The sequence below is a fragment of the Paraburkholderia sp. RL17-380-BIE-A genome (assembly GCF_046028085.1).
GTDB lineage: Bacteria > Pseudomonadota > Gammaproteobacteria > Burkholderiales > Burkholderiaceae > Paraburkholderia.
Genome location: NZ_JARESQ010000016.1, coordinates 70,294 through 88,019, shown reverse-complemented (window position 1 = coordinate 88,019; position 17,726 = coordinate 70,294). Strand labels below are relative to the sequence as shown.

Sequence of the window (17,726 nt, the reverse complement as noted above, 5' to 3'; positions counted from 1 at the left end):
CTTCGCGCGTCGGCACGCGAAGCACCAGTGAGCCGGTTTGCCATGTCATGTTCTATGTGCTGAGAAAGCCACGTCCGTCTGTTACCTCTCAAACCACGGGCGCTTTTGCGCGCCCTTATGCATTCGGATGCCGCTCACATCGACTATGTGTTTTGGTATCCAGAATATTGTTCACTGCTTGAGTGCGGTGCCCGCGCCAGGCTTGGCGGCATTCGCGTTCGCGCGGTTCCAGCCGGAGTCTTTGATCGCGCGTTCGCGCGCTTCGACACTGTTGTTGTCGGGCGCCGTGGTCGCGGGGCGGGGACTACCCACTGCGGCCTGATTATTCGCCGGCATACCTTGGGGAAGCGGGGTTTGCAGTTGAGCCACCTGTTGAGACGGTGGTGCGGCTTGCGCTTGTGCAGTCGGTTTGACTTGCGGCGCGGTGCCCGCTGCGGCGTGCGGGGTGAGCGGTGCCCAACCGGTCTCGCGAATCACGCGGGCCAGAATGGACTTCGCCGTTTCATTGCCGGTGTCGAGCACGAGCGCCTCGTTGGCGTGCTGACGGGCGCAAGGCCACGACTGCTGCGCGGCGCAAGTTTGCGCCGCCTGCAACGCGGCGTCGCGGCGTGCGAGCAGGGGCTTCAATTCTCCCGCCAGGTCTTGAGCGTCGGAATTGCCTGGTTGCAGCGCCTGAGCGGCGCCGAGCGCGGCTTGTGCTGAAGAGAGATCGTTGCCGCGCAACGCGAGGCGCGCTGATTGCAAGGCCTGTGCGGCATCGCTGAACCGGGGCGGCGCGGGTTTGACGGGCGCCGCCGCAACAACAGGCGGCGTGACGGGCGTCGCCGGTATCACCTGAGCCGGCCTCGCGGGGTTGACCGACACGGCGGGTTTGCCCGCAGCGGCAGCCTGGTTGGCGGACTGAGCCGGCGTGTACGGCGCGATCGTGCCAGTCGTCGTTCTGGCATCCTGATTAGTTTCGTTATCGGCGGACTGGCCTGCGGTTCCGCTCGACAGATCGCGATCGCTGAATAGCGCATATCCGACATACCCCAGGCCAATCACGACAACCGCCCCAATGGCATAGAGCGCTCTGCGAATCGAAATCGTCCCTTGGCTTGCCGCTTTGACCGCTTGGGAAAGATGCGGTACCGGCGCGTCCGGCGACACGAGCGCCGAGGCGGGTAGCGCGGCCTCGCCAGTAACGGGTTCGCTGGCGACCATCGCACGCGTCGCGAAGCCGGTTTCGTCCGGTGTTGATGGATCGAGGCTGTTCTTTTGCGCAGCTTTCGTAGTGGCGCTCGCGCGACTGCCGGGAATCACGGTGCGCTTGTGCGGACCCGCGTCGAGCGGATGCACCGCACCGCAATAGGGACAATAGTCGACTTGCCTGTACAGTGCCCCGCCACACCGTTTGCAGGGCGTCGGAAAACTGTGTCCGATCAGTGTCTGGGTGGACATGCTGTGACCCACCTTTGTAAAACAATGCCATTACGGCATGTTCCGGATCATGTTGAAGCGGGAGCAATGTCCGCGGAAATCACGATCCACATGCGCCGGAGAGTCCTGAGCGGCAAGCCCGAGCTTACGGTGCCGCTGCTCGCAATATGTGGCGTTTCGATCAGAACGTCAATCGACGTTGCTACCTATCCTATGTGCGCTAGCGAACATTCACAGGTACGACGAATTGCACTCCATGCCGGCAGGACGAACGGCTGCGGAGATTTTTTCACACCATTTGATTCGCGCAAAAAACAGAACGAGGTCGGCGCGCATGGCGTTCGACCTCGTCTTTGTCGCTGTTTTCACCGTCGTTAAGCGCTTGCATCAAGCGCTCGACGCAAGCGGCACGATAATCAGTGCTTACGCAGCGGATGATCCTTCAGCAGCCACGCGAGCGCGAACGCCAATACCACCACGCACGCAGCCGAGAGGTACACCGTGTGCAGCGCGCCGGCGAACGCCTGCAGGTAGTCGTCGCGCAATGCTTGCGGCAACTGATGAATCGCGGCGGGCCCGAGCGCATGCGGCAATTCGGTGTCCGCCGGAATCAGCTTTTCCAGACGCGCGGCGAGGCCGTTCGAGAACACGGCGCCGAAACCGGCCACGCCGATCGAGCCGCCGATCGAGCGGAACAACGTTGCGCCCGAAGTGGCCACGCCCATGTGCTTGAACTCGACGGTGTTCTGCACGGCGAGAATCAGCACCTGCATCACCATGCCGAGACCACAGCCGAGAATGCCCATGTCGATATACATCACATGAATCGGCGTATTGATCTGCAGGCGCGCGAGCAGCAACATCGCGATCGCCACGAGGAACGTGCCGGCAATCGGGAACATGCGGTATTTGCCGATCTTGCTGATCACGCGGCCGGTCACCATCGACATCAGGAACAGGCCGCCCATCATCGGCAGCATCTGCATGCCAGCTTGCGACGGCGTCGAGCCTTTGACCACCTGCAAATACAACGGCAGGAACGTCACCGAGCCGAACAGCGACACGCCGATGATGAAGCCAATCAGGCTGCTCAGCAGAAACGTGCGCTGTTTGAAGAGTTCGAGCGGCATGATCGGCTCGACGGCGCTGCGTTCCTCGTGAATGAAACCCCAGATCGCCACGAGGCCCATGCCCAGCGTGAACCACAGTTGCGGCGACGACCACGGCAGGATCGTGCCGCCCTGGCTCGTGAACAGGATGATGCAGGTGAGGGCGCCGGCGAGAAATGCGGCACCCATGTAGTCGATCGTGTGCTTCACGTGGCGCACGTGCGGCTTGAAGACCGCGCCGATCACGACGAGCGAGATGATGCCGAGCGGCAGGTTGATGTAGAAGATCCAGCGCCACGTCAGGTGCTCGACGAGAAAGCCACCGAGCAGCGGGCCGACCACGGTCGCGAGACCGAACACGCCGCCGAACACGCCTTGATAGCGGCCGCGCTCAGCCGGCGGAATCACATCCGCTATGGCGGCCATCGTGACCACCAATAAGCCACCGCCGCCGAGACCTTGCAGCGCGCGCAGCACGATAAGCTGTGTCATGTCCTGCGCGACGCCGCACAACGCGGAGCCCACCAGGAAGACGATGATCGCGGTCTGGAGCACGATCTTGCGGCCGAACAGATCGCCAAACTTGCCGTACAGCGGCACGACGATCGTCGAGCTGAGCAGGTATGCGGTCACTACCCATGACAGGTTGTTGAGCCCGCCCAGTTCGCCGACGATGGTCGGCAGCGCGGTCGAAACGATCGTCTGATCGAGCGCGGCGAGCAACATCACCAGTAGTAGCGCCGGAAACAGCAGGCGGATCGGCGGGTGATCGCCAGCCTGCGTGCCGTCCTGCGCGTGAGGCTGCGTCAGCGCGGCGGGTTGAGTCGTGGTCGATTGATCCATGGCATTGGGTCGTTGAAATTAATTAATTTAGAGATTAATATATGCGACATCGCGTTACCAGTCAAATCGAGTGCAATGGCAAGAATTCCGTCCGACGATCCAGCGGTGAAAAACGCCCCGAGTGACACGCCTACCGTGAAGGTTCGCCGGCCGCGGGCGGCGCGCGGGCGGCCCGTTGAAGCGGAGGACGGCGCGTCGGCAAGCCACGAGGCCACCGTGCCCGCCCGGCGGCCGGGCCGGCCGTCCGGCGCGGCGCGTGGCGTCGAGCAGCGCAACCGTCTGCTCGACGCGGCGCTCGAGTTGTTTGCGCGACAGGGCATTGTCGACACCACGCTTGGGGAGATTGCTCGCGAGGCCGGCTTCACGCCGGCGATGATGCATTACTACTTCAAGACGCGCGATCAGTTGCTCGACGTGTTGATCGACGAGCGTTTCGCGCCGTTGCGCGCCGGGCTGGGCGTGCCGTTCCAGGAAAATCCCGACGATCCAGTGGCGGCAATCACGCAACTCGCGCAGCGGATGGTGCGGGTGGCCGTCGACAACCCGTGGTTTCCATCACTGTGGGTGCGCGAAGTCATTAGCGACGGCGGCTTGCTGCGCCAGCGCATGCATGAACGCTTTGGCGACGCGCATCAGAAGGCGTCGCTGTCGGCCATCGCGCGCTGGCAGAAAGAGGGACGGCTCAACGCGGGGCTGGAACCCGCGCTCGTCTTCGTCACGCTGCTAGGGCTGACGATTTTGCCGCTGGCTGCGTCGAAACTGTGGCGTAACGATCCCATGCGTCGCAACATCGGCGGCGAGGAAATTGCCCGGCATGCCGTGGCGTTGCTGGTGCAGGGAATGGGTCCTAAGAAGGGAGGTTGACGCGGCGGGCTGCCGCTTGCGCATGTCCGCTCCTTGCGCCTCTCCTTGCGCCTCGCTCCTCGTTTCCCGTTTCTCGCTTTAAGCTTCTCGCTCGCCGCTCACTGTGCCGCGCGTACATGCTGCGAATTCTCATGACCGGCCCACACGCTACACCGCCTTTCCACGCTATTCCGGTCTCACGCTTTCCGTTTCTGCTTCCACGCTTCGTAAGCGGCCTTCGTCGCATCGTTTGGCGGGTAGGTGCCCGGCAAGGCCGCGCCGTCGCGAATCCGCTCGGTGAGAAACGCTTCGAGTTGCTCCTGTTCGGCGGCGGCTTGGGCGATCTCGTTGGCCATTTTTAGCGGAATCACCACGACGCCATCCGCGTCGCCTACGATCACGTCGCCGGGAAACACGGCGACGCCTCCGCAGCCGATCGGCACATTGATATCCACCGCATGATGGCGGATCAGGTTGGGCGGCGCGCTGGCGCCCGCGCAGAACACTGGAAACCCTAAAGCGGTGATCGTCGGGCTGTCTCGCACGGGGCCGTCGGACACCATGCCCGCCACGCCGCGAACCTGCAAACGTTGCGTCAGGATTGAACCGAACGACGCACTGCCGCGCTCGCCGCGGCAATCCTGCACGAGCACGTGGCCGGCCGGAATCGTTTCGACGCACTTGCGTTGGGCGTACTCGGGATCGGCAAACAGTTCGAGCACGTCGATGTCTTCACGCGACGGAATGTTGCGCAACGTAAACGCCGGCCCGACCAGATTCGCGCCGCTGTGCGCGGCAAGCGGCGCGACGCCTTGCATGAACGTGTTGCGCAAGCCGCGTTTGAACAGCTGGGTGGTGAGTGTCGCGCTACTGACGTGACGAAGTGCTTCGAGCGTGGCGGAGTCGAGATCGGGCATGGTGTAGGACGGCCTCCGGGTTGAGAGTGGTGAATAGCAAGAGGGCATGCGCGCCGTACGGCCTGCGGCGCGACGGGCCGCTGAAACGTCCCGATACGGCCCCGCGCACACGATGATAGCGCCACGCGTGTCCCGCCACGCGCCACCCGCCACCCGTCAGCCATCACCCGCCACCCGCCACCCGCCGCACAATCCAACCTCTCCGCACCAAAGCCGGCGAGGCACGCTACGTGCTACCGATGGGGTGGACGTTAATGCAGGCGGCATCAAGCACCACCGCCGGCATCGCAACGAACAGGAATGTGAAAAGAGACGCTGGGCGGGATAGGCCGTGCCGAATGGGGTTTGCACGAGCCGCCGTGGCGAATCGGGAGTCGGCATCGGTCGGCCATGACTGTGGCGCCGAGCGCCGGTTTTTCATTGGCGTGCAGTTTTGGCGCGTTACTGGCGCACGCGTTGGCGCTCAGGCCATGTTTTACAATCGCGGGCTTGTTTGCAACTCGGCGCATGAAATCGAGTCGGACCATGAACAGCACTATCGCAGCCGCGCAGATCGGCGGCAATCAGCAGAGTGACACGTTGGCCACGTCTGACGGCCTAACCGGTTTTTTAGAGCAACAACAGAAAATGAATGCAGCATTGAGACTCGATCAGGCCACGATCGTGCTCGTAGAAGACGACCCGGATAGCCGGGAATCGCTGACCTTGCTACTCGAAGCAGAAGGCGCGCATGTCGTCGCCGTGGCGGATGCGGAAGAGGGCGTGGAGGCGGCGCTGCGGTTGTTGCCCGACGCCGTGGTATGCGACCTCGAACTGCCCGCCATGGATGGCTTCTATCTGATCCAGCGCTTGCGCGACCACGAGATTCGCGGGGATCACGTGCCTTCGGTGGCCGTCGCGCTCACCGGCCATACCGACGACGCTTACCGGTTACGAAGCATCGGCGAAGGTTTTCAGCACTTCATGACCAAACCGGCTTTGCCGGAAGACCTCGTGACGTTGCTGCACGACGCGATCGACGCTCGCGCTGCAGGCTGAATGCAGCAGGACGGCCTCGCAGCAGATGGTCTGCCAATATCTGTGGCGCGCGGCAGTCGCGTTCCTTCGGAGCCGCCGAGTGCCGCTTGCAGTTTCGGACGCCCGGCGCCTGAGCGGCGAGCCGCCTCTGCGCGCTTCGCGAACCGGCCGGCGTCGCTGCCGCTATTTGACGGCGGCGACGGGCGCGGCCGGATCAGGGTTCGACGCCGCTGCCTCCGCTGCCTGACAGGCGGAGCACAATCCCTTTAATTCGATTTCATCGCTCGCGAGCCGGTAGCCCGCGTCTTCGATTTGCGTGACCAGCGCCTGGCGCAGCTTGGGCTGATGCAGTTCGGTGACGTTGCCGCATTGCTGGCAAACCACCAGAATGCCATGCTGACATTGCGTCAGGTCGTGGCAAACGGTGAACGCATTGATCGATTCGATGCGATGCACGAGCCCCGCCGAGAGCAGAAAATCCAGCGCCCGATAAACGGTGGGCGGCGCCGAACCGGGATGGATCTGGCGCATCTCGTCGAGCAGCGAATACGCTTTGGTCGCGCGCCCGGAATTCAACAGCAATTCGAGCACTTTACGGCGGATCGGCGTGAGTTTTTCGCCGCGTTCGCGGCAATATTCTTCCGCGAGTGTCAAGGCGGCTTCCTGCGAATCACCGTGCGTGTGCCCCGGCTCATGGGTGTGAGCGGAGTTGGTCGGGGCGGTTTTGTGGATGGTCGCGGCGGGCTTGGCGGTCTTCATGCGTCGATTATAAAGGCCATCGTGCCTCGCTGTGCCGGCTCGCTGCGCGCAGCGCGAGTGCGCGGCGGGCCGGACACGCGCAACAGCGTCAGAAGCAGGGCGTGCGACCGGAGCCTTGGCCACACGCGGCTAGATTGGTCAAACGCGACGGCTCAAGTCAGCGGAAAGTCGACATACTTCTTGAACCCCGTGCGCGTCGCAATACGCGAATACCAGCGCTGCAGATTCGGCAGCGGCGGACGCTCGACGCCGTCCACGCCGAACCAGCGTTTCGCGTACGCGCCGATCACGATGTCGGCCAGCGTGAACTTCTCGCCTTCGAGAAAGAATCGCCCTTGCAGATGCGTGTCCAGCATGCGCCACAGAATGGCGACGGCGTTGAAGTCGCTGGCGAGTTTGGTATTGTCGCGCTCGGCGGCGGGTGTGCGCACGAGCGCCCAGAACACCGGACGCTCGGCGGGTTGCAGCGTGGACAACGACCAGTCCAGCCAGCGGTCAATGCCGGCGCGCGACTTCGGGTCAGCGGGATACAGCAGGCTGGCTTCGCCGTATTGCAGCACCAGATACCGCAAAATCGAATTCGATTCCCACAGCACGAAGTCGTCGTCGACCAGCGTCGGAATCTTGCCCGTCGGGTTCATCGCGAGATAGGCGGGTTCGTCGTTGCGGCCGAATTGCAGGCCGGCGTCGATTCGGTCATACGGCAGCACCAACTCATCGCAGCACCACAAAACTTTCTGGACGTTGACCGAATTGGCGCGTCCCCAGATCGTAATCATCCGGTAAATCCTTTCTTGACAGTTGGCAAGCCGCGCCCGTCGCGCGGCGTTCAGCCAGTAACGATACACGATGCGCGTGATAGTGCGCGCCGCCGGGCGGCAACCGCCCGTGCCGGACGAACGGGGCGGTACGCCTGAAAGCGACGCTGCGACAGGCATTCGGCAATCCGCATGCGTTGCGTACAATGAGCCCACCCGAATTCGACGAGGCACGCATGGCCCGTATCATTCCCGACGACTGGAAGAGCCTCGCCGCCACCGGCGCCGCGGCCCGCGAGCGCGAAACACTGGCGTTGCTGGAAGAAGCACTTCCCGATGGTTACACCGTCTATCACGGCGTGCACTGGACGCGGCTGAACCAGAACTTCTCGGTGTTCGGCGAAGCCGACTTCGTGATCGTCAGCCCGGCCGGGCGCGTGATGATCGTCGAACAGAAAACCGGCTTCCTGCGCGAAACGCCGAAAGGGCTCGTCAAGGTCCACTTGCAGACCGAGCGCAATGTGGCGATCGCGCTCGCGCACACCGTCGAAAGTTTGCACCGGCGCTTTACCGCGGCCTTCGGCGCGGGTACGTATTTCATCGAGGAACTGTTGTATTGCCCGGATCACATCGTCAAGGACACGGCGATTGCCGGCGTGAATCCCGCCCGGATCGTCGACGCCACGCGTAAGGACCGGCTCGCAGCGGTTATCCGCGAAGCGTTGCCGGCCGATGAGCCGCGCCTCGCCATCGCGCCAAAAATCCACCACTTTTTCGCCGACGAACTGGCGCTCACGCCGGACGCGAGCGCGCTGCTCGGGCAGGCGGGCACGCTCGTCACGCGTCTGGCGGGCGGCCTCGCCACGTGGGCGAGGCGGCTCGAATTCTCGCCGTTCCGCTTGCGCGTGATCGGCACGGCCGGCTCCGGCAAGACGCAACTCGCGGTGCAGGTCATGAAAGACACGGTGGCGCGCGGCCAGCAGCCGCTCTATGTGTGCTTCAACCGGCCGCTGGCGGATCACATCGCGCGGGTCGCGCCGCCCGAGGCGAAAGTGGCGAACTATCACCAGCTATGCGACTGGATCGCGCGTGATGCCGGCCGCGAACCGGATTTCCAGGCGGGCGGCGTGTCCCCCAACGGGACTTCGCTTGCAGCGTTCGATCAGCTGGAAACGGTTTTCGCCGAAACGCCGATCGGTCCGCGCTGGCAATTCGATGTTCTGATCGTCGACGAAGGCCAGGACTTCCAGCAGCCGTGGGTCGCCGCGCTCGAGCGCCTGTTGCGCCCAGGCGCCGCGTGGTGGTGGCTCGAAGATCCGCTGCAGAATCTGTACATGCGTGAACCGGTCGCGCTGCCCGGTTGGACCACGCTGAAAGAGACCACCAACTATCGCAGCCCGCGTGACATTCTCGACTATGTGCGCAACGTGGTCGGCGCGTCGGTGCCGGTCGCGGCGGCGCTCGCGTCGGGCAGTCCATTCGACGGCTCCGATATCTCGCTTTCCATTTACGACGAAGCCAATGCGGCCGAAAGCAGCATCGAAGCCACCAAGCGCGCGATCACGCAGGCGCTCTCGCTCGGCTTTCGCAAGCAGGACATCGTGGTGCTGTCGTTTCGCGGCCGCGAAGGCTCGGCGATGACCGCGCTGGATCATCTCGGGCCGCATCGGCTGCGTAGTTTCACGGGTAAGTACGATCTGTTCGGCAACCCGGAGTACCGCGAAGGGGACGTGCTGTTCGAATCGATCTACCGCTTCAAGGGGCAGGCGGCGCCGTGCGTGATTTTCACCGAGGTCGACTTCGAGACCTTCGACGAGCGTATCGCGCGCAAGCTGTTCGTCGGCGCCACCCGCGCGACGATGAAGCTGATCGTCGTCGCGTCGCAACGGGCCGCGCGGCATCTGCATTTGCGCGACGGCAAGGAGACGAAGGAAGCGAAAGAGGCGCGCGAAGGTTAGCAGCGCGCAGGTCCATCCCGGTTGGTCAGGCCGTTGGGACCACTTGGGCGATCGAGGTCATCTGGACCTATCAGGCCACTTGAGCCATTCACGCGCGCTCAAACCCACGCACGCGCGCCGACCAGCATGCCGGTTTGCGTGTGCGCGTCCCACCAGATCACCCGCAAGAGCGGCGCCTGTTGCGCGATCAGCAGCGCCTGCACCGGATCGCTCTCGATAAAATGCGTGACACCGCCGCGCAATGCGGCCGTAGCCTTGTGAGCGGCGCTGCCGGCGGGACTTTCATCGTGCGTGTCGGGCGTTCGCATCAGCAGTTGCAGGTGGCCAAAACCGTGCCGTGCAAGCCACGCTTCGGTACGCGCGCGATCCACTTCCGGCCGTCCGGTGATGATCGTTAGAACCTGCTTCAGGTCGATGCCGGGCAGCACGTCGAAGGGCAGCAGTGCATCGCGTTCGGCGAGCGCGGCGGCCAAGTCCTCGTCATAACGCGCGAGCGGCACGTCGGGCAGCAGAATGCCGTCCAGGTCGATCGCGTACGTGGCGTATTCGTGATCGTCCGCCATCGCGGGTGCCTCGCCTGCTTCGACGCGCGCCCAGTCGTCGCGATAACGCTCGGTGTAGGCCTGGCGTTCCCACGGGAACAAGGCGAAGTAGCCGCGAGCGTCGATCGCGTAGTCGGGTTGCGTGCGGCTCAGCTCGTCCGCGGCACCGGTCAGCGTTCTGACCACGAGGCCTTGCTGCTGAAGAAACGCGATGCTATCGGTCAGCGTGAAACCGCGCCCCGCGATGTCCTCGCACAGCAGCACGTTCGAGCCTGCCGGCGGAATCGGCAGCGTCGAATCCCAGGCGACCTTGCGCGTCTGGCGGTCGTAGCGCAGGAAGGCGACCGGCGTGCCGACGGCATGCGACACCATCAGCGCGAGCGGGGCGCCGCCCCGCAGAATGCCGATCGCCATCGTGAAGCGCTCGGCCAGCAGGGCTGGTTGCAGCGACTCGATCCAGTGATCGAGTTGTTCGTACGTCAGGGGCAAGACCGGCTTGTTCATGACTCGTAGGGCGGCGCGTGGCGCGTGTGGGGCAACTGTTTCTGGCGCGGAAGCAGCGTACGGCGCTCGCGCCGCCGCGGTTCCTCGTTTTTGAGACAGAGAATTTTGGCGATATTATGCATGCGGTTCAAAGATCGCGCGTCGGAGGCAATGGGTGGCGGGCGCGGCAACAGATCGGACCCGGGGCCTGTCACGGCGCCCGCAGGAAATTAGATAACGGAATATAAAAGCAGATGACCAGCTCGACCGCAGGGGTGAAGGGCAGCAAACGTGCAATCTGGGCCGCGGGCGTCGTTCTCGCGCTGGCCGCATGGGGTGCGCAGGCTCAGTCGGACGCGCCACCTTTATCGCTCGACGTGCGCGGCAAGATCGGCAAGACGACTGATGCGTCCCACCAGACATACCGCTTCACCGAGGCTCAACTGCTCGCGCTGCCGGTCCACGCGATCACGAGCGCGACCACCTGGACGCCGCGTTCCACCTTCACAGGACCCTTGCTGGCGGATATTCTGAAGACGGTCGGCGCGTATGGCAGCCAGGTCGAAATCCATACGCTCGACGACTACACCTACACCGTTCCTGTGTCGGACTGCGATCGCTACGGCGTGATCGTCGCGTACAGCATGAATGGCCAGCGTCTTAAGATCAGCAACTTCGGGCCGCTGTTCCTTATCTACCCGCGCGATGCGTTCCCCGATGAACTCGCGGGCGCCTCGGGCGATTCGAAATTCGTATGGCAGATCAAGGCCCTCATCGTCAAATAGTGCGCCGCCCGTGGCGCCGTGTCCTGTACGTGCTGATCTGGCTGACCGCGCTCGCGGCGCCGGCGGGCGCGATCGGCTATCTGTTGTACGCGAATCTGCTCAACCCGCGCACCACCGAGCAGTTGACGGGCACCTACGACGGTTTCTACTGGGACGCCGCGCAGTTGCAGATCACCTACGCGCGCTTCGAGAATCAGCTGCTGCTCTATCAGTCGGGCGTGGACGACGACTATCAGCGATTGATGCTGCGTTATCAACTGCTGCAATCGAAACTCCATGTGCTGGCGGGCTCGACGCGCCGGCTGACCACGCAGCTCTCGCTGCTGCAAAGGCAATTGGACGAGATTCATTCGCTCGATCTGTTGCTGGGCGGCATCGAACCCGAAATCGATGCGTTGCCGAAAGATCGCAGCCAGGCCAACCGGATCGTCGCGCAACTGCGCCAGCACTGGAACGAGGTCAACGATCTCGCGCTGAGCCGCCGTTTCGCCGATGTTGCCGACCGCGAAGCGATGAACCGCGATTTCATCGACAAGCGCCGCATGCTGTTCGCCGGCGGTCTGGTGCTGCTGTTGCTCTCGGCGGCGGCGACGCTGTTGCTCGTGTTGAACGGGCGGCGCCGCACGCGTCTGATGCGCCAGCAGCACGCGGCGCTCGAAGCCGAGCACCAGGCGAGCCGCGCGGCGCGCGAGGCCAGTCACGCCAAGGACGCGTTTCTCGGCATGATCAGTCACGAACTGCGCACGCCGTTGCACGCCATTGTGTCGTCGATCGAGTTGCTGGGCTTCAACTATCACTCCGAAGCGGACCGCAAGGTGATCCAGCGGCTCGATACCGCGGCGCGGCATCTGGAAGCGCAGATGAAGGACCTGACCGACTATGCGCGCCTCGGCGCCGGTAAACTGGAGTTGCGTCACGAACATTTCGAGCCGCGCGAGTTGCTGGCGTCGATCGTCGACGAACACGCGATGTCGGCCGCCGCACGCGGTCTGCGGCTCGAAAGCGAGGCGAGCGGGATGAGCGGCCTGGTCGATTCCGATCCGCACCGGATTCGCCAGATCGTCAACAACCTCGTCACCAACGCGATCCGTTATACCGAGACCGGCACCGTGCGCGTGCAGTTGCGGCAGCGGCCGGCGCTGCTGATGTTCGTCGTCAGCGATACGGGGCCGGGCGTGCCGCATGCGCAGATTCCGCTGATCTTCCAGGAGTTCACCCAACTGGACGCGTCGCGCACGCGCCGCTTCGAAGGCGCGGGGATGGGGCTGACGATCGTGCAGGGACTGGTCAAACTGTTCGGCGGCACCGTCGAGGTGGCGAGCAAGGTGGGCGAGGGCACGACCTTTACCGTGACCATTCCCGTCACGTCGGTCGCCGCCGCCGAGCCGCCGGACGTGACGGCGAACGCCGAGCCCGGGGGCGCGCGTCCGTGCGTGCTGATCGTCGACGACAACCGTCTGATTCGCGAGTCGCTCAGCGAAATGGTCGCGTACATGGGTTTCGACGCGCACGCCGTCGCCAATGCCGACGATGCGCTCACCTGGCTCGACGCGCGCCGCTGCGACGTGGTGCTGCTCGATCTGCATATGCCCGAGCGCGACGGCTACACGTTTCTCGCGGATTTTGCCGCGCGCGGCGGGCCCTCCGCCGGCGTGCCGGTGATCGTGGTGAGCGCGTATGCGCCGGACGGGGACAATGACGCAGACGCCGGCTCCCGGCCGTTCTTCGAAGCGCTACTGAAGCCGGTGCATTACGAGGAGCTTCGCAGCGCGCTGCAGCGGGCCCTGGCTTCGCGGCGCACGGTGTGACTCGCGTTGAGGCCGCTTAGGGCAGCTTAAGTCCGCTCAAGGCCGGTTCAACCGCTTCGACAGATCGGCCACCAGAATCGCCATGCGCGCGGGCTTTTCATAACACGCGACGTCGTAATTGCGGATCACCTGGCTGATCTCCGATTCGCTGGCCTTGCCGGTCAGCAATTCACCGGTCAGCACGAAAATCGGCGCGTCCGGGTTTTCCGAGGCGCGCACCGCGCGAATCGCGGCCGCCGAGGTTTGCGGGCCGAACAGCCAGTCGATCACGACACCGTCGAACACCTGGGTTTGCAGTTGTTCGGCAAAAGCCGCGAGTCCGTAGATCGCCACCGCCGTGAAGCCACTGCGCTCCAGATAGTCACGCAGGTTGTCGGCGCTTGCCTGATCGTCGTCGACCACGGCGATGGTCGGCTTGTCGGTTTCCGCGCGACGCGGATAGATCTCGATCTTGTGAACCTCGTACGCGCTTTGGTAGAGCGTGCCGTCGTGACGCGCCACGCGCCATTGACCGAGCCTGGAATACGCGACGAATTCCGGGCGGCTGCCCGGCTCGAGCGCGGCGCCGATCCAGGCCGTGCAGGCCAGTTCGATTGCGCCGACGCTGAACACGGCCTCCTGAGCGATCGCGCCGACCATGCCCGGATCGAGAGATTGCGCGCCGAATAGCTGGGCGGCAGGTTCGCCGTACACCTCGGCGACCTTCTTGATCTGGGACAGAGTCCACGGGCTGTTGCCGCGCAGCTTGCGGTGCCCCTGTGAAAAACTCAGATCGAGGATGCGGCACAGTTCCGTGGTCTGCTGGCGTTTGCCGATTCCGTGCCGGCTCATCAACTCGCGCACGCGCTCGGCGACGGCGATGGAGTCGGGTGAGTTTGTTTCGTTGGCCATACTGCGTGAGAATCCGCCGTCTTAAAGGGTACTGGGGAGCGCGATACGACAGGCGCAACACGGCCATGCACATTCAATGCGCATTGACGCGGCTACGCGGGGGACAGCAAATGTACCGTAAAAAGTATCGCAGTCTGTAGTTTTGTTGAGCGTCGCCGAGCCCATCAGGATGAGTGTCGAAACAGACTGGTTCGGCGATCGTTTTATGCATTGAGCATGAATTGTATTTTACCGATTAAACCGTGCCGTATCGGTGAAGAAATACGCCGAACGGGGCAAGCCGCCCGACACGCCTAGCCTGCGGGCATGGTGGCGAGCTTCGCCGCCGAGCTTGTCAGGCCTTTGAAAATCCGTTCGGCGACCCTGGCCGGAAAACGCTCGGGCAATTCCGCCGAGACCCGCTCGATCACGCCGGGGGTCTGTTCGATCAACCGCTGGATCAACGGTTCCGCGTCCGCGCCGTACGAGCACTTCAGCGCCATCGTGTTGAAGTGGCGCCGCTGCACGTCGCGAAACGCGTCGTGTTTGCTGCGCGACCACATGCCCATGGCGAGCCTCGCCTTGAACCACGACCACTGGTTCGGGCCGCTGCCTTCCACCGGCCAGATCGACATCACGTCGTAGAGCGGCGTCAGGCGGTAGTGGCCGCCCGCCAGCAGGCGAATGCTGAAATTCTTCGCGTGACCGTCCGGCGCCGCCAGCATCCAGAACAGGATCTGGCTCGCCAGCAGCGTTTCGATGTCCTGCCGGGCCTCGACCGATTGCTGGAGAATCCGCGCAAGGTCGAGCACGCCCGGGCCGCCTTCGTTTTCATATTTGCGATGCGACGGCACGCCGTACACCTGGCAGAAGTCTTCCTGCGGCAGGCGCAACAGCCATTGCCCGCTCGAATGCAACTGGCGGTCGAAGCGTTCGACGCTCAACACCCGTTGCTTGCCGAACGTCACGATCTCCGTGTTGGCGACGGGCAGGCCGAAGGCGTGCAGAATCCGCAGACAGAGCCACTCGTTTTCGACCGAGGTACTGAGATCGGCGAGTTTATTGCCGACGAGGCCGAGCGGCAGCTTGAAAATGTGCGTGGTGGGCGTGGCGCCGTGCGGCCTTTGCCACTTGCCCTCGTGCCACAGCAGCGCGGTTTTTTCCTGCGCGCCGGCGAGCGAGATGCGGAAATCGTTCGTTTCGTCGGGCGCGCCGAGCGCAGGGTTGCTGACCGTGCGCGCCAGCATGGCTTCGATTTCGGCGTCCGTGAGCGGCGTGCCTTCGATTCGTTCGACACCTTGTGGCGCGTCGTCCTCGGCGAGTAACTGGACGGCGCCCACGCAGTCGCGGCCGATGGCTTGCAGCAGGTCGAACGCGTCGAGCGTCTCGGTCCGGTAGCGTTGGGCGATGCGCTTTCTGATCGCCTCGCTGTCGGGCAACAGATTGTCGAAATAGTTGAGGACGCGCGAACCCTTGTGCGCCAGATTGCCCGGCGTGAACGGCAGCGACAGGGACAGGGGCCGTCCCGCGGGCGAGGCGACCCACGCGGGATCATAGGCAAACTCCATGGGACCGCGCGCGGGCAGGCGCCAGACGCCGACCCGCTCGCCATTGGCCCACACGGAGAGCGCGCGTGAGTGAGTTTGGCGGCCCATGTTCACCACTCGACAAGAGGCGCGGGGCCAGGCAGCGTCTGACTCTTGTCGCGCAATTGCAATTGCAGACCGTAGATGCCGCACAAGGCCAGCAACTGGGCGAGAGTAAGGGCGGCTGCGTCGGTTTCGAGTGCCGAAATGCGGCTTTGGCTGACGCCGATCCGCGCCGCTGCCTCGACCTGCGTGAGTCCGGCTTGCCGCCGGCTGGCGGCAAGCAACTGGGCCATCTGATCCGGCGTGGCGATGAGGTGGAGCATGGCAAATTATCCGCAACACGAATAAATGCATTTTATGCGTCACACGCATATCTGTCAATTATTTGTGTGACGCATATTTTGACTATATGCGTGTGACGAATAAACGGCCAATATCTGTGTGGCGCATAAACTGCGCATGTCGCGCCGTTTCGTCTCGTTTCCGCGTCGAGCCGCAAGCCTCAGGCATCGCGGCATTGCGAACAAGCGCCTCGCCTGCGAAGATTACGCCCACACTTAAAACCTGCCCGTCCGATGACCACGACTTACCCCCTGCACGCGAACTTCACGCCCGCCGACCAGCCGTTTCCGAAACATGCCGACGTGGTGATCGCCGGCGCCGGCATCATGGGCTGCGCGGCCGCCTACTATCTGGCGCGCCGCGGCCTCTCGGTCGTGGTGCTCGACAAATCGCGGATTGCCGGGCAGCAGTCGTCACGGGCGTGGGGATTCGTGCGCCAGCAGGGCCGTGAAGCCGCCGAAGTGCCGCTGATGATGGCCAGCATCCCGCTGTGGAAAACACTTGAAAGCGAGCTGAATTTCGATCTCGAATGGCGTCAGGGCGGCTGTCTGTACGTGGCGACCGGCGAGGAAGACTGGAGCTCCTTCCAGCAATGGATGGACGTCGCGCGTCAGTACGGGCTCGATACGCGCACGCTCGATCGCAAGCAGATCGACACGGTCGTGACCGGCATGCACGGCCCGGCGCTCGGCGGCCTCTACACCCCGAGCGATGGGCAGGCGGAACCGCGCCGCGCCACGGCCGCCTTCGCGGCGCGGGCGGCCGAGGCGGGCGCGCTGTTTTTCGAAGGCTGCGGCGTGATCGGCGTCGAGCGCGCGGGCGGTGCGATTGCCGGCGTGGTCACCGAGCGCGGCACGCTGCGCACTTCGCGCTTCATCTGCGCGGCCGGCGCCAGCAGTTGGCGTCTGCTCAAAACGCTCGGGCTCGAACTGCCGCAACAGGCCGTGCGCGGCACCTGCATGCGCACCAACCCGTTGCCGCGCATCACCGCGTCGACCTTCTGGGGGCACGGTCTCGGCGTGCGGCAACGCGAGAACGGCGCAATCAATCTCGCCGACGACATGCAGGTCGACGTCGACATGACGCTCGGCCATTTCCGCGCGCTCAAGTGGTTCTTGCCCGAGCTGTGGGCGCAACGCGAGAAGTTCAGCTTCCATCTGAACGGCGCGTGTCTGCGCGATCTGCGCGAGCGTCTGCCGGGCGGCGTGCCGGAACACGACCGTGTGCTGCATCCGCGCGATCCGCATCCGCAGCCGAATGTGAGCCACGCGCCGCGTGCGTTGAAAAAACTGCGCGCGTTGTTCCCCGCGCTGAAGGACGCGCAGGTGGTCGAATCATGGGCCGGTCTGATCGATGTGCTGCCCGACGGCATCCCCGTGATCGACGCGCCGCCGCAGGTTAGCGGTTTGACGATCGCCACCGGCTTTTGCGGTCATGGATTCGCCATGGGACCGATTGTCGGCAAACTGCTCGCGGAATTGAACGACGGCGGCAAGGCCTCGCTCGATCTGTCGGCCTTCCGCTTGCAGCGTTTCTTCGACGGTACGATGCAGCGGCCTCGCAGCATGCTGTAAAAAACACCGCTCTCAATCCACTTCACGACCGACGAACTACTCACGTTGCGACACGCCGGCATGCGTACTACACGCAATGGGACAACCCCGCACGGGTCGGCCCGATCGGC

At 64.0% G+C, this 17,726-nt stretch carries 15 protein-coding genes; 6 read left to right on the top strand and 9 right to left on the bottom strand.

Annotated elements, in window-relative coordinates:
- Nucleotides 1-171 precede the first annotated feature (171 nt).
- Both P0D68_RS25365 and P0D68_RS25360 read right to left on the bottom strand, forming a co-directional pair.
- Complete coding sequence (locus P0D68_RS25365) at nt 172-1,440, bottom strand: hypothetical protein (RefSeq protein WP_408301360.1); 1,269 nt, start codon at nt 1,438-1,440, stop codon at nt 172-174.
- A gap of 395 nt (nt 1,441-1,835) precedes the next feature.
- Nucleotides 1,836-3,371, bottom strand: a complete 1,536-nt coding sequence (locus tag P0D68_RS25360; protein WP_408184937.1) for an MDR family MFS transporter — start codon at nt 3,369-3,371, stop codon at nt 1,836-1,838.
- A gap of 75 nt (nt 3,372-3,446) precedes the next feature.
- Between P0D68_RS25360 and P0D68_RS25355 the strand changes: the two genes are divergently transcribed.
- Nucleotides 3,447-4,235 (top strand): TetR/AcrR family transcriptional regulator, encoded by a 789-nt coding sequence (locus P0D68_RS25355; RefSeq protein WP_408301357.1) that lies wholly within the window; start codon nt 3,447-3,449, stop codon nt 4,233-4,235.
- 176 nt (nt 4,236-4,411) lie between these two features.
- On the opposite strand, the gene P0D68_RS25350 is transcribed toward P0D68_RS25355, so the two are convergent.
- Complete coding sequence (locus tag P0D68_RS25350; RefSeq protein ID WP_408301355.1) at nt 4,412-5,131, bottom strand: ribonuclease activity regulator RraA; 720 nt, start codon at nt 5,129-5,131, stop codon at nt 4,412-4,414.
- Between the two features lie 525 nt (nt 5,132-5,656).
- On the opposite strand from P0D68_RS25350, the gene P0D68_RS25345 reads away from it, so the two are divergent.
- Nucleotides 5,657-6,169, top strand: a complete 513-nt coding sequence (locus P0D68_RS25345; RefSeq protein WP_091801989.1) for a response regulator — start codon at nt 5,657-5,659, stop codon at nt 6,167-6,169.
- A gap of 162 nt (nt 6,170-6,331) precedes the next feature.
- Here P0D68_RS25345 and P0D68_RS25340 read toward each other — a convergent pair whose 3' ends face one another.
- Nucleotides 6,332-6,907, bottom strand: coding sequence for a Fur family transcriptional regulator (locus P0D68_RS25340; RefSeq protein ID WP_408301353.1), 576 nt, complete (start codon nt 6,905-6,907; stop codon nt 6,332-6,334).
- Nucleotides 6,908-7,059: 152 nt separating this feature from the next.
- Nucleotides 7,060-7,686: a glutathione S-transferase family protein gene (locus P0D68_RS25335; RefSeq protein WP_091801983.1), complete on the bottom strand. Its 627-nt coding sequence runs from the start codon at nt 7,684-7,686 to the stop codon at nt 7,060-7,062.
- 215 nt (nt 7,687-7,901) lie between these two features.
- Here P0D68_RS25335 and P0D68_RS25330 point away from each other — a divergent pair, with 215 nt between their 5' ends.
- Nucleotides 7,902-9,623, top strand: coding sequence for an ATP-binding domain-containing protein (locus tag P0D68_RS25330; protein WP_408301351.1), 1,722 nt, complete (start codon nt 7,902-7,904; stop codon nt 9,621-9,623).
- Nucleotides 9,624-9,721: 98 nt separating this feature from the next.
- Here P0D68_RS25330 and P0D68_RS25325 read toward each other — a convergent pair whose 3' ends face one another.
- Entirely contained in the window at nt 9,722-10,669 is a 948-nt protein-coding gene (locus tag P0D68_RS25325) for a phosphoribosyltransferase family protein (RefSeq protein ID WP_408301349.1), read from the bottom strand.
- 233 nt (nt 10,670-10,902) lie between these two features.
- On the opposite strand from P0D68_RS25325, the gene P0D68_RS25320 reads away from it, so the two are divergent.
- Nucleotides 10,903-11,433, top strand: coding sequence for a putative pterin-binding protein (locus P0D68_RS25320; RefSeq protein ID WP_408301347.1), 531 nt, complete (start codon nt 10,903-10,905; stop codon nt 11,431-11,433).
- Nucleotides 11,403-13,241: an ATP-binding response regulator gene (locus tag P0D68_RS25315; RefSeq protein ID WP_408301345.1), complete on the top strand. Its 1,839-nt coding sequence runs from the start codon at nt 11,403-11,405 to the stop codon at nt 13,239-13,241. The genes P0D68_RS25320 and P0D68_RS25315 overlap by 31 nt, the downstream gene beginning before the upstream one ends.
- 36 nt (nt 13,242-13,277) lie before the next feature.
- Here P0D68_RS25315 and P0D68_RS25310 read toward each other — a convergent pair whose 3' ends face one another.
- From P0D68_RS25310 to P0D68_RS25300, 3 genes are all read right to left on the bottom strand, one after another.
- Entirely contained in the window at nt 13,278-14,132 is an 855-nt protein-coding gene (locus P0D68_RS25310) for a helix-turn-helix domain-containing protein (RefSeq protein ID WP_091801972.1), read from the bottom strand.
- A gap of 293 nt (nt 14,133-14,425) precedes the next feature.
- Nucleotides 14,426-15,766: a type II toxin-antitoxin system HipA family toxin gene (locus P0D68_RS25305; RefSeq protein ID WP_408301343.1), complete on the bottom strand. Its 1,341-nt coding sequence runs from the start codon at nt 15,764-15,766 to the stop codon at nt 14,426-14,428.
- A gap of 2 nt (nt 15,767-15,768) precedes the next feature.
- Nucleotides 15,769-16,023, bottom strand: coding sequence for a helix-turn-helix transcriptional regulator (locus tag P0D68_RS25300; protein ID WP_408301341.1), 255 nt, complete (start codon nt 16,021-16,023; stop codon nt 15,769-15,771).
- A gap of 252 nt (nt 16,024-16,275) precedes the next feature.
- Between P0D68_RS25300 and P0D68_RS25295 the strand changes: the two genes are divergently transcribed.
- Nucleotides 16,276-17,616 carry an NAD(P)/FAD-dependent oxidoreductase gene (locus P0D68_RS25295; protein WP_091801962.1) on the top strand — a complete coding sequence of 447 codons (1,341 nt, stop codon included), beginning with the start codon at nt 16,276-16,278 and terminating at the stop codon, nt 17,614-17,616.
- The last annotated feature ends 110 nt before the right edge of the window (nt 17,617-17,726 follow it).

What these genes read in the sequence shown, in the direction of transcription:
- P0D68_RS25365 (WP_408301360.1), bottom strand. Translation starts at nt 1,440, where the DNA reads ATGTCCACCCAGACACTGATCGGACACAGTTTTCCGACGCCCTGCAAA.
- P0D68_RS25360 (WP_408184937.1), bottom strand. Translation starts at nt 3,371, where the DNA reads ATGGATCAATCGACCACGACTCAACCCGCCGCGCTGACGCAGCCTCAC.
- P0D68_RS25355 (WP_408301357.1), top strand. Translation starts at nt 3,447, where the DNA reads ATGGCAAGAATTCCGTCCGACGATCCAGCGGTGAAAAACGCCCCGAGT.
- P0D68_RS25350 (WP_408301355.1), bottom strand. Translation starts at nt 5,131, where the DNA reads ATGCCCGATCTCGACTCCGCCACGCTCGAAGCACTTCGTCACGTCAGT.
- P0D68_RS25345 (WP_091801989.1), top strand. Translation starts at nt 5,657, where the DNA reads ATGAACAGCACTATCGCAGCCGCGCAGATCGGCGGCAATCAGCAGAGT.
- P0D68_RS25340 (WP_408301353.1), bottom strand. Translation starts at nt 6,907, where the DNA reads ATGAAGACCGCCAAGCCCGCCGCGACCATCCACAAAACCGCCCCGACC.
- P0D68_RS25335 (WP_091801983.1), bottom strand. Translation starts at nt 7,686, where the DNA reads ATGATTACGATCTGGGGACGCGCCAATTCGGTCAACGTCCAGAAAGTT.
- P0D68_RS25330 (WP_408301351.1), top strand. Translation starts at nt 7,902, where the DNA reads ATGGCCCGTATCATTCCCGACGACTGGAAGAGCCTCGCCGCCACCGGC.
- P0D68_RS25325 (WP_408301349.1), bottom strand. Translation starts at nt 10,669, where the DNA reads ATGAACAAGCCGGTCTTGCCCCTGACGTACGAACAACTCGATCACTGG.
- P0D68_RS25320 (WP_408301347.1), top strand. Translation starts at nt 10,903, where the DNA reads ATGACCAGCTCGACCGCAGGGGTGAAGGGCAGCAAACGTGCAATCTGG.
- P0D68_RS25315 (WP_408301345.1), top strand. Translation starts at nt 11,403, where the DNA reads ATGGCAGATCAAGGCCCTCATCGTCAAATAGTGCGCCGCCCGTGGCGC.
- P0D68_RS25310 (WP_091801972.1), bottom strand. Translation starts at nt 14,132, where the DNA reads ATGGCCAACGAAACAAACTCACCCGACTCCATCGCCGTCGCCGAGCGC.
- P0D68_RS25305 (WP_408301343.1), bottom strand. Translation starts at nt 15,766, where the DNA reads ATGGGCCGCCAAACTCACTCACGCGCGCTCTCCGTGTGGGCCAATGGC.
- P0D68_RS25300 (WP_408301341.1), bottom strand. Translation starts at nt 16,023, where the DNA reads ATGCTCCACCTCATCGCCACGCCGGATCAGATGGCCCAGTTGCTTGCC.
- P0D68_RS25295 (WP_091801962.1), top strand. Translation starts at nt 16,276, where the DNA reads ATGACCACGACTTACCCCCTGCACGCGAACTTCACGCCCGCCGACCAG.